This is a genomic window from Pontixanthobacter luteolus (assembly GCF_947494915.1).
GTDB classification, from domain to species: Bacteria; Pseudomonadota; Alphaproteobacteria; order Sphingomonadales; family Sphingomonadaceae; genus Pontixanthobacter; species Pontixanthobacter luteolus.
Map to the genome: position 1 here is coordinate 1,724,423 of NZ_CANLWR010000001.1, position 14,495 is coordinate 1,738,917.

At 59.7% G+C, this 14,495-nt stretch carries 15 protein-coding genes and 1 tRNA gene; 5 read left to right on the forward strand and 11 right to left on the reverse strand.

Annotated features, from left to right (window positions below):
* Window positions 1-2: 2 nt before the first annotated feature.
* The 5 genes from PO778_RS08405 to PO778_RS08425 form a co-directional block, all read right to left on the reverse strand.
* Complete coding sequence (locus PO778_RS08405; protein WP_271439240.1) at window positions 3-944, reverse strand: DUF6999 family protein; 942 nt, start codon at window positions 942-944, stop codon at window positions 3-5.
* Window positions 937-1,626 (reverse strand): iron-containing redox enzyme family protein, encoded by a 690-nt coding sequence (locus PO778_RS08410; protein ID WP_271439241.1) that lies wholly within the window; start codon window positions 1,624-1,626, stop codon window positions 937-939. The genes PO778_RS08405 and PO778_RS08410 overlap by 8 nt, the downstream gene beginning before the upstream one ends.
* Window positions 1,623-2,780, reverse strand: a complete 1,158-nt coding sequence (locus tag PO778_RS08415; protein WP_271439242.1) for a 3-oxoacyl-[acyl-carrier-protein] synthase III C-terminal domain-containing protein — start codon at window positions 2,778-2,780, stop codon at window positions 1,623-1,625. Before PO778_RS08415 ends, PO778_RS08410 begins: the two co-directional genes overlap by 4 nt.
* Before the next feature lie 112 nt (window positions 2,781-2,892).
* Window positions 2,893-4,467 (reverse strand): trigger factor, encoded by a 1,575-nt coding sequence (gene tig, locus PO778_RS08420; protein WP_271439243.1) that lies wholly within the window; start codon window positions 4,465-4,467, stop codon window positions 2,893-2,895.
* A 58-nt stretch (window positions 4,468-4,525) separates the two neighbouring features.
* Window positions 4,526-4,610, reverse strand: a tRNA-Leu gene (locus PO778_RS08425).
* 200 nt (window positions 4,611-4,810) lie between these two features.
* Between PO778_RS08425 and PO778_RS08430 the strand changes: the two genes are divergently transcribed.
* The gene (locus PO778_RS08430) at window positions 4,811-5,128 is read left to right on the forward strand and encodes a DUF3297 family protein (RefSeq protein ID WP_271439244.1); all 318 of its coding nucleotides are present in this window, start codon (window positions 4,811-4,813) and stop codon (window positions 5,126-5,128) included.
* 3 nt (window positions 5,129-5,131) lie between these two features.
* On the opposite strand, the gene PO778_RS08435 is transcribed toward PO778_RS08430, so the two are convergent.
* Complete coding sequence (locus tag PO778_RS08435) at window positions 5,132-5,791, reverse strand: CHAP domain-containing protein (protein ID WP_271439245.1); 660 nt, start codon at window positions 5,789-5,791, stop codon at window positions 5,132-5,134.
* A 128-nt stretch (window positions 5,792-5,919) separates the two neighbouring features.
* Here PO778_RS08435 and der point away from each other — a divergent pair, with 128 nt between their 5' ends.
* Together der and PO778_RS08445 are read left to right on the forward strand one after the other, a co-directional pair.
* On the forward strand, window positions 5,920-7,365 hold the full coding sequence (gene der, locus PO778_RS08440) for a ribosome biogenesis GTPase Der (protein WP_160730464.1): 1,446 nt from the start codon (window positions 5,920-5,922) through the stop codon (window positions 7,363-7,365).
* 124 nt (window positions 7,366-7,489) lie between these two features.
* Window positions 7,490-8,011, forward strand: coding sequence for a DUF2721 domain-containing protein (locus PO778_RS08445; RefSeq protein WP_271439246.1), 522 nt, complete (start codon window positions 7,490-7,492; stop codon window positions 8,009-8,011).
* A 6-nt stretch (window positions 8,012-8,017) separates the two neighbouring features.
* On the opposite strand, the gene bfr is transcribed toward PO778_RS08445, so the two are convergent.
* The 5 genes from bfr to PO778_RS08470 form a co-directional block, all read right to left on the reverse strand.
* Window positions 8,018-8,500: a bacterioferritin gene (bfr, locus tag PO778_RS08450; RefSeq protein WP_160730466.1), complete on the reverse strand. Its 483-nt coding sequence runs from the start codon at window positions 8,498-8,500 to the stop codon at window positions 8,018-8,020.
* Between the two features lie 123 nt (window positions 8,501-8,623).
* On the reverse strand, window positions 8,624-8,815 hold the full coding sequence (locus tag PO778_RS08455; protein ID WP_160730467.1) for a (2Fe-2S)-binding protein: 192 nt from the start codon (window positions 8,813-8,815) through the stop codon (window positions 8,624-8,626).
* Window positions 8,816-8,963: 148 nt separating this feature from the next.
* Window positions 8,964-10,364 carry an SPOR domain-containing protein gene (locus PO778_RS08460; protein ID WP_271439247.1) on the reverse strand — a complete coding sequence of 467 codons (1,401 nt, stop codon included), beginning with the start codon at window positions 10,362-10,364 and terminating at the stop codon, window positions 8,964-8,966.
* Between the two features lie 17 nt (window positions 10,365-10,381).
* Entirely contained in the window at window positions 10,382-10,993 is a 612-nt protein-coding gene (locus tag PO778_RS08465; protein WP_271439248.1) for a hypothetical protein, read from the reverse strand.
* Window positions 10,994-11,014: 21 nt separating this feature from the next.
* Entirely contained in the window at window positions 11,015-11,731 is a 717-nt protein-coding gene (locus PO778_RS08470; protein WP_160730470.1) for an AAA family ATPase, read from the reverse strand.
* Window positions 11,732-11,956: 225 nt separating this feature from the next.
* Between PO778_RS08470 and PO778_RS08475 the strand changes: the two genes are divergently transcribed.
* Entirely contained in the window at window positions 11,957-13,129 is a 1,173-nt protein-coding gene (locus PO778_RS08475) for an SPOR domain-containing protein (RefSeq protein WP_271439249.1), read from the forward strand.
* Between the two features lie 65 nt (window positions 13,130-13,194).
* The gene (locus PO778_RS08480; RefSeq protein ID WP_271439250.1) at window positions 13,195-14,490 is read left to right on the forward strand and encodes a DUF418 domain-containing protein; all 1,296 of its coding nucleotides are present in this window, start codon (window positions 13,195-13,197) and stop codon (window positions 14,488-14,490) included.
* The last annotated feature ends 5 nt before the right edge of the window (window positions 14,491-14,495 follow it).

Consider the following 14,495-nt stretch of genomic DNA (forward strand, 5'->3'; position numbering starts at 1 on the left):
ATCTAGGCCGGTAGCACCGCTGCATCCTGCGCCGCCTGCTTCGCCTTCAGTTCGCACAAAAACCCGTGAAGCACTTCGGTGGCCAGCCCGTGGAGAACCAGCCTGAAACCGGCTTTCAGGGTGGATTCCGGCACCATGGGATGCGCGTTGGTGATCATCGCCAGATGTTTTTCCTCACCCGTGATGCGCGCGCAATACAGGCCGATTGTCTCATCGAGTTGCAGGCTGTTGGCGGCGCGCCAGAAATCGCGGTCGGTCAGCCAGAACGCATATGCGGGCGTGTACAGTTCGATCGCCGTCTGCAGGTCGATCTTGTTGAGCCGCCCCTTCGGCATGTCTTCAATCTGCACCGCGTCAGGGTCGATCGCGCTGAAATCCACGCGCTCCACCTTCTGCACCTCGCCCCCGCGCCTATCCAGTTCATGGTTCAACTGGATCAAAAAGTTGAAGATGTTGAGATCGTGTTTCAGGAACAGATTGTCCCTGACATCGTCGATCGTGGCTGGTTGCATCGGCTCCAGCGTAGGTCTGAAGCCCGGCGTGGTGTTATCCGCGATAAAGCGCAAAATCTGCGATCCAAGGTGAAAATGCCGCAGGATCAGGCGGTTCGCATCGGGCGTCAGGAAATGCCTCATCCCCTTCGCGATCATCCAGTGCAGGAACCGCGGGGCGTGGGGGAAGCGCGGGAAAACACTCTTGAAAATCTGCGCCAGGACAATTGTGGTGCGCGCGAGCGGCCGTACAAATGGCAGCAGGAACTGGCGGCTGGGGCTGCGCTGGTCACGCAGCAGCGCGGCCTTTGCGTCTGGATCAAATGGCAGCGACCGGTCCATCGCAAGCGCAGCCCACGGATCGGGATCAGCGGGATCGTGTTCGCCAAAGGCATGAAGAATCTTCTCCTCCCTGGCCTTCTCCACGCGGGGCGCGCCATCCGCATCAGACATTGTCGATCTCTTCCAATTGCAGCCGGTAAAGCCTCGCGACGACCTTTGCGTGCTTGATGATGTCGCTGCCCACGGCATCGCTGGTCACGGCGATTTCCATTGCGCGGTCGAACATCTCCAGGTGATCTTCGTCATTTTCCCCGTGATAGGTGAAGAAACTCGTCGCTTCAGGCGGCAAATCCAGTTGCTCCGCCATCAGCTTGCTCCACGGACCGGCAATCCGGTTGCCCAACCCTTCGATCACGAACATCGCGCCAAGCATACCCACGGGGTCGCGCTGAGAGGCGGCGTTGTACATGTACCCCGACAGCGCCTCTGACCCGATGTTCTTTTCGCCGCCCACGATGTCCTCGCGCAGCCCGCCGGCGGCGACGTAATTATCCTCCAGCATTCGGTAATCCCGGTGCTCTTCTTCCGCATGATGGATGAACAGCGTGCGCAATTCTTCGTGATTAGTGCCGAGATTGGATGCAGCACGGCTGATCCACCGGCTGCCCTCAACAACCTGCTGACGAAGATTGCGCAGCAAAGCGAGGTAATCGTCCCGCCGCCACTTCCCCGCGTGCAGGCGGCTAACCAGCGGTACGGTCATCAATGATGTTTCGAAATCGATCCAGACGCGGGCAAGACCCCGGTGCGTGCGTGCCAGCGCCGTGTCCGGTTTTCCGGTTTCTGCATTCATTTCGCCTCTCCCGCGGTATCAACTTCACCCGGCCCGACCACTGTCAGCCCCGCATATGCCATGACACATTGCCCGCTTTCCGGCACCGCCAGAAGGATATTCTGACCTTCACGCAGATCACCGCTGCGCATCAGGTCATCCAGTATCAGGAATATGGAAGCGGCACCGACATTGCCTTTGGTCGCCAGATTGGAGAACCAGCGGTCTTCCGGGATCATGCACCCCGCGCGTGTCGCAAGCCGGATCATCTCTTCGCGCAGGCTGTGCGCGGAATAGTGGCAACAGAACCAGTCCACCGCATCCGGATCGATCATGCCTTCATCCACCAGCCGCATGAATTCGCCCATCCACACCGGAAGCATCCGGTAAAGCGCGTCGACATCCTGACGCAGTTGGAACGCGCCCGCGGACGCGGCGGATTGAATGGTCGGATGGTGCGACCAAGGCTGCATGGTCCCGTCATCCCGGCGCACCCCGCCGCCCGTCATGCAGGGGCCGAAACGGTCTGCGAAACTGCGCAGGCTGATCCAGTCCACTCGCAAGGAGAGGCCGCGCGCGGCGGGCCTGTCTTCCATGATCAAAGCGGCTGCACCATCGCTGAGCGTCCAGCGCAGGAACCCTGCATCGGATGGCAGGGTACCGTCATCATCAAGCGCTGCGGTGCCTTCATAAAAACCGGGCCGGAAATACCGGCTCGCAAATTCGCCGCCGCCGACAATCGCAGCCTTGTGCTCGCCCGCCTTCAATTGCAGCCATGCGTTTTTTAGCGCCATCATCGAACTGGCACAGACCGATTGCTGGCTGGCAATCTCCAGCGGGGGCAGGCCAAGTTCGCCGTGAACCTGACTGGCGAGGCCCGGCACCATCAGGTCGTTCTGCGTTGTAGAAGTGGAAAGGAAACCGATCGATTTCGCGTCGATCTCCGCCACCGACAGAGCATCCTGCGCCGCGCGCGCCAGCATGCTGGCGACGGTCCACCTGGTAGTGCCATCCTTTTCCAGCGCATAATGCCGGGTGCGGATCTTGTTTTGTCGTAGAGTGAGTTTCCCGAGCCGCTCTGAATTGTCAGACAAGCGGCCGATATAATCGGCCATTTCGGCGTTCGGGACTGGGTCGCCGGGCAGAAACTGCCCCGTGGCGGTAATATAGGTCATCCAGACCAAGATTGCGCCCCGACCCGCCTTTGACAAGCATGTTTCGGGGAAAATCGTGCTGAATCAGAGGGAAACCCTCCCGGCAAATCAGCGTGCCGGGAGGGTGTTCGCCTTACTTCTTCTTGGGTGCAGCTTTCTTTGCAGCCGGCTTCTTGGCGTCTGCTTTTTTGGCAGGTGCCTTCTTGGCCGGAGCTTTCTTCGCTGCTGGCTTCTTTTCGTCGTCCTTGGCGGCTGCCTTCTTCGCCGGGGCCTTCTTGGCCGGAGCTTTCTTGGCAGCTTCCTTCTTCGGCGCGTCCTTCTTGGCGGCAGCCTTTTTATTGGCCGGAGCCTTCGTTTTGGCTTTTGTTTCCTCGGCTTCCTCGTCAGCCTCAATCGCGGCTTCGAGTTCTTCCTTGGTCACTTCGCGTTCGGTGACATCGGCCTTGTCGAACAGGAAGTCGACGACCTTGTCTTCATAAAGCGGTGCGCGAAGCTGCGCTGCAGCCATCGGTTCCTGCTGGACGTACTGGATGAAACGCTCGCGGTCTTCGTCGCGATATTGCTGCGCCGCCTGCTGGATGAGCATGCTCATTTCCTGCTGGGTGACTTCAACACCGTTCTTCTGGCCAATTTCGCTGAGCAGCAGGCCGAGACGCACGCGGCGTTCGGCGATGTTGCGGTAATCGTCCTTCTCGTCTTCGATTTCCTTCTGCGCCTGCTCAGGATTTTCGTCCTTGGCAGCTTCCTGCTGAAGCTGGGCCCAGATCTGTTCGAATTCTGCGTCGACCATCTTTTCCGGAACCGGGAAATCATGGCCGGCAGCAAGCTGGTCGAGAAGCTGACGCTTCATCTGGGTGCGGGTCAGGCCGTTGGTTTCCTGCTCAAGCTGGCCTTTCAGCAGCTCCTTGAGCTTGTCGAGGCTGTCGAGGCCGAGCGATGTCGCGAAATCGTCGTCCAGCTTGGTTTCGCCTTCGACCTTCACCTGCTTGACGGTGACGGCAAATTGCGCGTCCTTACCGGCGAGGTGCTCGGCAGGGTAATCTTCAGGGAAGGTCACGGTGATGGTCTTCTCATCGCCGGTCTTCACACCCGAAAGCTGCTCTTCGAAACCAGGAATGAACTGGCCGGATCCGATAACCAGCGGCGCGTCTTCTGCCTTGCCGCCTTCGAATTCTTCACCGTCGATGCTGCCAACGAAATCGATAATCAGCTGATCGCCGTCCTTCGACTTGCGTGTCTTGGGGGCATCCTTGTAGCTCTTCTGCTGGTCGGCGATGTTCTTCAGCGCTTCTTCGACCGCTTCGTCCTTCACCGGAACGCTGAGGCGCTCAAGCTTCAGGTTTTCGATTTCAGGCGTTTCGATCTCAGGCAGTACTTCCAGCTCGATGGTGAGCTTGGCGTCTTTGCCTTCTTCATAACCTTCTTCGAGGTCGATCGCTGGCTGCATCGCCGGGCGAAGCGCCTTTTCTTTCATCAAGCCGTCAACCGATTCGCGGATCACGTCGTTGACGGTCTGCGCATGCAGCTGTTCGCCATGCATTTTCTTGACCAGATTCGCCGGAACCTTGCCCGGGCGGAAGCCAGGCATTTTAACCTGCGGCGCGATCTTCTTGACTTCAGCGTCGATACGGCTGGCGATATCTGCGGCCGGAATGGTCACCTGATAGGCGCGCTTGAGGCCTTCGTTGGTGGTCTCTTTAATCTGCATGGTGCGCTACTTAAACCTTTTCAAAATCTCATCTTTTCGAGTGTCGCAGGCGGCGTTCTGGTGCGGGCGAAGGGACTCGAACCCCCACATCGTAAGATACTGGTACCTAAAACCAGCGCGTCTACCAATTCCGCCACGCCCGCAACCCGAACGAAGCCGCGTGCACACGCCTTTTGGGCGCGAACCTCGCGAGCAAGGGTGCGCCCTTAAAAGGCCCTGCGCAAAAGGGCAAGCAGACTGTGCGCCAGAACGCCTTGCCCGATACCATTTGTCAGACTATCGGCGCTGTAATTGAGCTGAGGCGGGCATATTACCGCCGGGGCAGCAGAGCCGAAAGAGAACGATGAGCGAAGAAAATAATCCAGAAAGCCCGGAAACCGCAGCAAAGTCAGGCGCGGACGTTCCGCCCGATCGCCTGTCAGTAAATCCGCGCAGCGAGCTGTTCGACGGCGAACTGCTGCAGCGCGGCGTCGGCATCCGGTTCAAGGGCACCGAGCGCACGAACATCGAGGAATATTGCATTTCCGAAGGCTGGGTGAAGGTTCAGGCAGGCAAGACGCTGGACCGCAAGGGCAACCCGCTCACGCTCAAACTCAAGGGACCTGTTGAAGCCTGGTTCGAAGATCTGGGCGATAATCCACCCATCGCCAAGGCCGACTAAGACCTAGTTTCCGTATTTCGCGAACATAGACGCGAATTTCCCGCCCGAATCGGTATTGCCGTCCAGCGCGGTAAAGGCGCTGGCGAACTGTGCCGATGGTTTCGGTGAGGTCTTGGCTTGTGCAATCTGGCTCTTCGCGCCCGATGGCCGGGCCTTTTTTCCGTAGATAAACCCGTTCACAGGCCATGCGGTTTTACCCAGCTGTTGCAGCGGGTGATACCACACGCGCACTTCGCTCCAGTCGTTGCCTGGCGAAACGTCCACCGCCCGGACATCGTTTTCGATCTGGCCGCGCCGCCCGTTGATCGGCGACCAGTTCGCATGACGCAGCAGAACCGTGCGGTTGTCGATGATCTTGCTAACCGCTGCGACATGGCCGAGGCGCATATTACGATGCGGGCGAAACGCCATGACAGCGCCCGGTTTCGGCTCGTTTCCGCGCTGAAAGCGCCCTTCCGCTTGATCCCACCATGTGTGGGCATCGCCGTAAATCTGGATGCCCGACACTTCCCGCGCATACGGGACGCATTGCAGGTAAGGCGGCAATTCCGCACGCGATCCAGCGCCGTAATCGCGTTCGAAGCCGACGCTGGCGTCTGCAAAAGCGGTTTGCGGCACAGCAAAACTGGCACCAGCGGCGAGGATGGTTAGCGCTCTCTTCATGACGCTGCTTGTGGTGGATTTGGGTTAGTATCGCCCTGCCCGCTGTGGTTAACGGATATTCACCATAACAGGCAGCTTTCATCGCAATGCTTGCCAATTGCACGATTAAGCGCCACCTGCGCCTCATCATGCTTCCGCAAGTCATCATTATTGGTCGTCCCAATGTCGGGAAATCGACCCTGTTCAATCGCCTGGTGGGCAAAAAGCTCGCGCTGGTCGACGATCAGCCGGGCGTCACCCGCGACCGCCGTTCCGGCGACGCCGAAATTGCCGGCCTGAAATTCGAGGTGGTCGACACCGCTGGCTGGGAAGATGATGATCCGCACACCCTGCCCGGCCGGATGCGCAAACAGACCGAAGTCAGCCTGATCGGTGCCGATGCCGCGATGATGGTGATTGATGCCCGCGCGGGCGTCACCACTCTGGACGAAGAAATCGCGCTCTGGCTGCGCAGCCAGAAAGTGCCTGTGGTGATGGTCTGCAACAAGGCGGAAGGAAAAGCCGCCGAAGCAGGCATTTTCGAAAGCTACGCGCTCGGCTTTGGTGATCCGGTTCCGGTTTCTGCGGAACACGGCGAAGGCATCGCCGACCTGTTTGGCGCGCTGTGGCCGATCATCGGCGACAGCGAAGCGCGGATCGAAGCGGAAGAAAAAGCCGCTGCGGAAGCGAAAGCTACCAAGGTCCAGCAAGATCGCGACGCTGCCGAGGAAGCAGGCGAGGTCTATGAAGAAATCTACGAGGACATCGAAGGCCCGCTGAAGCTCGCCATCGTTGGCCGCCCCAATGCGGGCAAAAGCACTCTGATCAACCGCTTGCTGGGCGAAGACCGTTTGCTGACCGGCCCCGAAGCGGGGATCACCCGCGATTCTATCGCCGTGGACTGGAAATGGACCGATCCGCGCAGCGGTGAGGAACGCGACATCCGCCTGATCGACACCGCGGGCATGCGTAAGCGCGCCAAGGTCACCGACAAGCTGGAAAAACTCGCGGTACAGGATGCCAAACTGGCAGTCGATTTCGCCGAAGTCGTGGTGCTACTTCTCGATGCGACCAAGGGGCTTGAACATCAGGACCTCAAGATCGCCAGTCAGGTGGTCGAGGAAGGCCGTGCACTGATGATCGCGATCAACAAGTGGGATGTTGCCGAAAACGCGTCCAGCCTGTTCAACGGAATCAAGGAAGCGCTGAACGATGGGCTTGCCCAGGTTCGCGGCGTCCCCCTGTTTGCCGTATCCGCGAAAACCGGGAAAGGGCTCGACACCATGCTTGGCGCGGCGTTCGAACTGCGCAAGACTTGGTCCAAGCGCGTGCCGACGGCAGCGCTCAACCGCTGGTTCGACGACGCACTCAACGCCAATCCGCCGCCCGCACCAAAAGGCAAGCGGATCAAACTGCGCTATATCACGCAGGTCGGCACCCGCCCGCCCCGTTTCGTTGTGTTCGGGACCCGTCTGGACATGTTGCCCACCAGCTATGAACGCTATCTGGTCAACGGCATCCGCCGCCAGCTTGGCTTTGATGCCGTGCCGGTGCGGGTGAACCTGAAAAGTCCAAAGAACCCTTTCGCCAGCTGACAAGCCGGTGCCTGAACGAAGGCGGTGGGCGAGCGCTATATTTCGATGACGATCATCCACGCATCGTCTATTCACGGCAGTTAGCCGACGAGATTTTGCGCAAACTCAGGAAAGACAAATTGCTGTGATCCCACTGCTCGCCGAAGCCGGAATCGCCACCGAACTGATCGAGCGCACCGCAAGTACGCTGCGGGTGCAAGAGATTGTCCAGCTTAGCCTTGCGCCGGTATTCCTGCTGGCGGCAATCGGTGCCGTTTTGAACGTCATGAACGCACGGCTGATATGGATCGTCGACCGGATCAACGGGATCGAGCAGGCGCGGGAAAGCGGCCTTGCAGGACGCGAGGCAGAAGAATTACCCGCCTTGCGCCAGCGCCAATCCTATTCGCAACTTGCAGTCAATCTGAGCACGGCTGCGGCGCTGACGATCTGTCTGGTCGTCGCCCTGCTGTTCGTCAGCGCATTCATCCGCCCTCAAATCGGGACGGCTGTCGCGATTGCATGGATCTTCACCATGGCCCTGTTGATTGCAGCGCTCGGCCTGTTCCTGCTGGAAACGCGGTTGGCAACCGCATCGGCCAGGGAAAGGCGCAAGATGAGCCGCGAGATCCTCGAAAAACGTGCCGCCGAGGACGCAGAAGGCTAAGCGCCTTTACTCTTCGCCTGCAGGTTTGCTCTGCAACTGGGCATAGTTTTGCAGACCCATCTGCTCGATCATATCAAACTGGGTTTCGAGGAAATCGACGTGTTCTTCCTCGCTCGAGAGGATGCTGGAAAACAGGTCACGGCTGACAAAGTCGCGCACGCTTTCACAATACTCGATCGCCTCCTTCAGCAGCGGAATTGCATCCTCTTCCATCGCCAGATCAGCCTTGAGGATTTCCTCGACCGTTTCACCCACTCGCAGCTTGTGGATCGCCTGAAAATTAGGAAGGCCGCTCAGGAACAGGATGCGCCCCGCCAGCTGATCGGCATGCTTCATCTCGTCGATCGATTCGTGGCGCTCGTATTCGGCGAGCTTGGCCATCCCCCAATCATCCAGCACCCGGTAATGCAGCCAGTACTGGTTGATCGCCGTCAATTCGTTGGTCAGCGCCTTGTTGAGGAATTCGATGACTTTGGGATCGCCCTTCATGGCCCCGCTCCTATCTGAATTTCGTTGTAGCAACATGCGCCGCGCGCGCCGAGAAATGCAAGGACTCAGAGCAAAAAACGGCAGAATTGCGCCAGTTGCGAGTGATTTGCGTTAGTAAGAAAACTATTCCGCGTAAGCCGGCATGAGCGCCATTTCGCGCTCTTCGGAAACGATCGCCTCGGCATCGTCCAGGCACTGGCCGCAATTGGGCCGTTTGCCGAGCGCGGCATAGACCGCTTCCGCATCACCTGCGGTTGAACAGGCGGCGCGCCGCAGATCGGTTTCGCGGATGGCATTGCAAATGCAGATGTACAAAGGCGATTCTCCAACAAGAACACCTCGGATAGTAATGCGACTAATTCGCAATAGCAAGCCTCTTGCGAATTAGTCGCAAAGAAGCCGCCCTCCCCGTTGAGGGAAGGCGGCTCTCGCTTTTGTCTTTGGTTTTACAGTTTCGCGCGGATTAGCGGCTTGCCATCCGGATGCCGGTATCAACTGCACCTGGAAGCGGCTTGTTCGCTGCCCAGGTGATGCAGCCCTGGTTCCGCGATTTGACGCTCGAGCACATGTTCTTGGCGCTCGCGCGCTGGAAACCGCCGGCGGACACACGGTAATATGTTTTCCCGCGAACCACCGCCTTGGTGATGACCATGTCAGAATTGGCCAGCTGCGAATACCGCTTGGAATAGATGCCCCAAGCGCGCTTTGCCGCTGCTTCGCTGGAGAATGAGCCGAGCTGGATCAGATGCTCGCCGGCAACCGCATCGCGGCCTTCGGCAGACGCTGCCTGAATGGCGGCTTTCGGCTTGGGCTTATAGCCAGCCGGAGCTTTCTGAACCACCGGGTTCGAAACGAAACGCTTGGTGCTTTGCGCAACCTTGGCAAGTGTCGGTCCGGCCGGAGCCTCTTCGACAAATGCAGCTTCGAAATCTTGCTGAGCCTTGACCGGCGGAGCAGCATAGGCGGCAACCGTTTCAGTCGGTGCAGGAGCCGAAGCCGATCCCGAAGGAGCGCCGAGCGGCGGGAGTTCATAAGACGATGCGCTGCTTGCCACCACCGGTGCAGGCGATGGTGTAGCCACAGGTGCCAAAGGCGCAGGCGCCTGAGCGGCTGCTTCTGCTGCCAGCATCTGCGTGCTTGGATGGTTGTTCAGCGCCAGCATGGCCGGCTGTCCGATATCGCCCACCACCGGCACGTCCAGCAAATTGGCGACACGGACCTGGAACTGCGCCGGGGCTGCGCTTTGCGCCCATTCAGCGATCCGGTCGTTGATCTGGTCTGCAGGCACATCTTCTGCCGCCATCAGGCGGGCAGAGCGCCAGTCGCCCTTGAGCGCGTAGGCATAGGCCAGGTTCTGACGAACCTTTGCCGTGTTCTGGCCGCCGCGCAGGGCATTGCCCAGAATGTGCACGCCGCGATCCGGATCGCCAGCAAGGGCAAAGGCCAGACCGAGGTCGGAAGCGTCGATGTCATCGCGCCACTGGTCCAGCACCGCCTGTGCGGCGCGGAAATCACCGGCAGCGATTTCTGCGAGAGAATAGCTCAGCGCGGTGCGCGCGCTGTTATCGCCAAGGTCCATCGCGTCCTTGAATGTTGCGGCTGCCGATTGGAAGCGCCCTGCCTCCATATAGGTCGCGCCGAGCATTGCGCGGTAGGATGCGTTGCGCGGATCGGCCAGCACGGCCTCTTCAGCATGGGAAACGGCCTGGCTGGTTTTGCCTTTGACAAGCGCAGTTTGCGCCTTGTTGACCGAATATTCGGCGTGCGGTGCAGCCTTCGTGGTGCATCCGGCAAGCGCAGTCGTCGCCAGTGCGGTGGTCACCGCCAGCATGATCGCCCGGTTGTTATTGGCTATCTTCGGCATTGTCCGTTCCCCTTAGTTCAATCGGTCTTGCGCGCTTCGGCAGCGAGATTCTTCACATCGGGCATCTTGCCCAGAAATTGATCGAGCGCTTCGGTCAGCAATTGCTGCGCGCTGCGATTGCGAAGCGTACTGGCAAGTCGCAGTTTGAGATGGCGCTCCGCGTCGAGACGCAGAGTGAAAGCAGCCCGCTTGCCGCGTTCAAGAGCAGAGCGGCGCGGACGTTTAGGCGCCGCCGCTACAGCCTCTGAATGGGCCGGTTGCACCGCGGGATTGCGGGCAGACGGCTCTTCATGCTGTGCGTGGATCTGTTCAGCGATGGCTTCCTGCTGGCGGCGTACCTCGGGCTTTTCCATCAGCGGGGCGTGCAGTGCAGCCTCCGCCTTTTCAGCCAGAGCCTCGGCCTCTGCCGCCATTTCCGCATTTGCGGGTTCAGGCGTCAGGTTCAGCACTTTCCCGTCGTGATGCGATCCGGGCTCTTCGCCCATATCGTTCCAGCCCAGGTCTTCCAGATTATGTGCAGCGTTGCTGCCGCTGGCCAACGGGCCCAGCTGCGGACGCATGGCCGGCTTTGCGCCGCCTTTGCGCGCAAGCAGGGTCGGCCCCAGCGATGCGAAATTTGATTCGTCCATGACCGTGCTCTCCGCCCTTGATTACTGGGCGACCCGGCGGCCGAAGCCCCCGGCGGGACGGTGCGCGGGCGCAACCTGCGAAACAGAACCCGGCGCAGCAAACACTGTCCGGCGGAAATTCTTCTCGAGTCGGTCGGCCATGTAGTTCCACAGAGCGGTAACTTCCGCAGCAGAGCGGCTGTCCGGGTCGACTTCCATCACGGTGCGCCCGTCGATCATCGACGCGGCAAAGTCGGTGCGGTGATGCAGAGTGATCGGGGCAACCGTGCCGTGCTGTGACAGCGCGACCGCGGCTTCCGAAGTGATCTTGGCCTTGGGTGTCGCGGCATTGACGACGAACACCAGAGGTTTGCCGGCGCGTTCGCAAAGATCGACCGTTGCGCCAACGGCGCGAAGGTCATGCGGGCTTGGCCGGGTCGGCACGACGATCAGTTCAGCCACGCTGATGACAGACTGGATCGCCATTGTAATTGCTGGCGGGGTATCGATCACCGCCAGTTTGAAGCCCTGCTGACGCAAGACCTGAAGGTCATTTGCCAGGCGAGCGACCGTGGTTTGCGCAAAGGCGGGATATTCCGCCTCGCGTTCGTTCCACCAGTCGGCCAGTGATCCCTGCGGATCGATGTCGATCAGTACGACCGGGCCTGCCCCTGCGCGCTGCGCCTGAACTGCCAGATGTCCTGAAAGCGTGGTCTTGCCCGATCCACCCTTCTGCGATGCCAATGCCAGTACTCGCAAGGCCTGGTCCCCCTGAATTACGTTAACAAGCCGCCCAAGTGCGGTTCGGAGACTGAATTCGCAGGATACCCCTAATTTTGAGTTAACGAGGATCACATGGCATATAGGCGTTTACGGCTTTTGCGGCGGGATACGGGCAATGCTTCCGATGGAAACTCTTTCCTAACGTCCTGTTCACTATAGAAGCCTGACGAATTCGGGACCTGGAAGGCTACGCAAGCGATTATGAAGTTCAAATCAGCACTGAACTGTCTGGCGGCAGCAGCGGCAATCATGCTCGCCGCCCCCGCAACAGCCGAACTGAATGCGGGATACGAAGCCTGGCACAAGGGTGACTATACCCGCGCGGTGGCTGAGTGGCGCGATCTTGCTGCGGCTGGCAACGCCGATGCGCAATACAATATGGCGCAGGCATACCGGCAGGGCAAAGGCGTAAAGAAAAACGAGAAGCAGGCCGAGATCCTCCTCGCCAAGGCTGCGGCCCAAGGGCACATCAAGGCGACCGACAATTACGGTTTGCTGCTGTTTCAAAGCGGGCGGCGGGAAGAGGCGATGCCGTATGTTACCGCAGCATCCCAGCGCGGCAATCCATGGGCGCAATACCTTATCGGGATCGGCCATTTCAACGGCGACCTGCTGGAGAAAGACTGGGTCAAAGCCTACGCCTTGATGACGCTGTCCAATTCGGCGAATTACGAACACGCAAAGGCTGCACTCGCGCAGATGGATGATTTCATTCCGCTGGACCAGCGCCAGCAGGCACAGCTTCTCGCGCAAAAACTCAAACGTGATGCTGATGCGAAATTTGCCAGCCAGAAGGCCGCAGAAGACCTTTCCATCGCAGCCGCCGAACCTGCAACGAGCAGACCGGCGAATGTCAATGTCGCGGTGTCCGGCCAACCGCTTCCCAGTTCTGCCAACCGCATTCCGCGGCCGGTTCAGGCTGTGACCCTGCCCCCATCGGTCGCAGCCGCACAGGCCGCCGTCGCAGAAGCGTCACGGGTTACCGGCACGGAAAGCCCGGCTAACGCCGGGGCTGACTTCACGCCGTCAACCTCGCGGAACCCGGTTCGTGCCGCGCGTGCGCCAGCCACTCAGGCCCAGCCGCCTTCGGCTCCAGCGAGTGCAGAACCGAGGCCGAAACCGGCTCAGCAAGCCGCGCCCTCGGCTGATGGACCGTGGCGGGTTCAGCTTGGCGCTTTCGGTGTAAGGGGCAATGCGGACAAGCTGTGGTCGCGGCTGTCGGCAAATGCTGCGCTAAGCGGCAAGCGCAAGCTGATTGTACCTGCGGGGAACCTCGTACGCCTGCAAGCTGGCGGTTTTGCCACGCAGTCGCAGGCACAGGCTGCCTGCAACACGCTGAAACGCAGCGGCCAGAATTGTCTCGTCACGCGCTGAAAGGGACAACACCGCTTACGCCAACCTGTTGCGCTGCTACAGCGGGCTGAGCGAGGTACGAAAAAATGAGTGATACCGCTGCGCAAGCGCGCGCTGACAATGACGCACAAGGCCAGCTTGCTCCAGATGGCACGCCCGTTTCTGGCAGCCGCATCGGTAGCCTGGATTTCATCCGCGGAATCGCTGTGCTTGGCATTCTGGCGGCGAATATAATCGCATTTGGCCAGCCTTTCGGCGCGTATATGTGGCCCGAGGCATTCCTGTCCCCGCCCGGCCCGTACAGCGACACCCTGTGGCTGGCGCAGTTCGTATTCATCGATGGCAAAATGCGCGCTCTGTTCGCGATCCTGTTCGGCGCGGGAATGTATCTGTTCCTGCAGAATGCATGGGCCAAAGGGCTCAGCAGCTGGCTTCAGGCAAGGCGCCTCGCATTCCTGCTTGCGTTCGGATTGATCCACTTCTTCTTCATCTGGAAGGGGGACATACTGGTCTATTATGCGCTGACCGGACTGATCGCCCTGATGTTCGTGAAAATGCGTGCGGAAACGCAGCTAAAGCTCGGAATTCTGGGCTATATTGCCGGTGCGATCCTGTATGCGGGGATGATGGTGCCGCTGCATTTCATCGCCGACACGCCGTTTGGTGAAAATGCCGCAATGTCCGAAACGCGCGCCGGGCTGGAGGAAACAAAGCGGCAAGTCCTGCACGACGATAAGGTTGAAAGCGCCATTATTAGCGATGGTGATTACTCGGCCTATGTGACGCATAATCTGGTTGAACATGGCCCCGATCCGCTGATCAACATGCTGATTTTCGGGATCGAGATTTTGCCGCTGATGTTGCTCGGCATGGCGCTGTACCGAATCGGTATGTTCGATGGGCAGCTGGACCGAAAGGAACAGCGCATGTGGGGCTGGCTGGGCCTTGGCACAGGCGCAGCGTTGTCGCTGGGATTGGGCCTGTGGGCGCTGTCTACCGGCCCATCATATTACGGCTCGCTCGCCGCGTTTGTTGGCCTGTCACCGATACCCCGGCTGATGATGGCGCTGGGTCTGGCGGCCTTGCTGGCGCTTTACACACCGCGCGCAAAAGGCTGGCTTGGCGAACGGCTGAGCGCCGCCGGACGAATGGCGTTTTCCAACTATCTGGGCACGTCAATCCTGATGATTTCAGTGTTCCATGGCTGGGGCCTCGGCCTGTTCGGCGAACTGACCCGGGCGCAGCTGTATCTTGTGGTACTTGGCGCATGGATCGTCATGCTGGCGTGGTCGAAACCGTGGCTCGGCCAGTTCAGATACGGTCCGCTGGAATGGCTCTGGCGCTGTCTGACTTACGGAAAGCGCGTCCCGCTACGGAGATAGCTGCG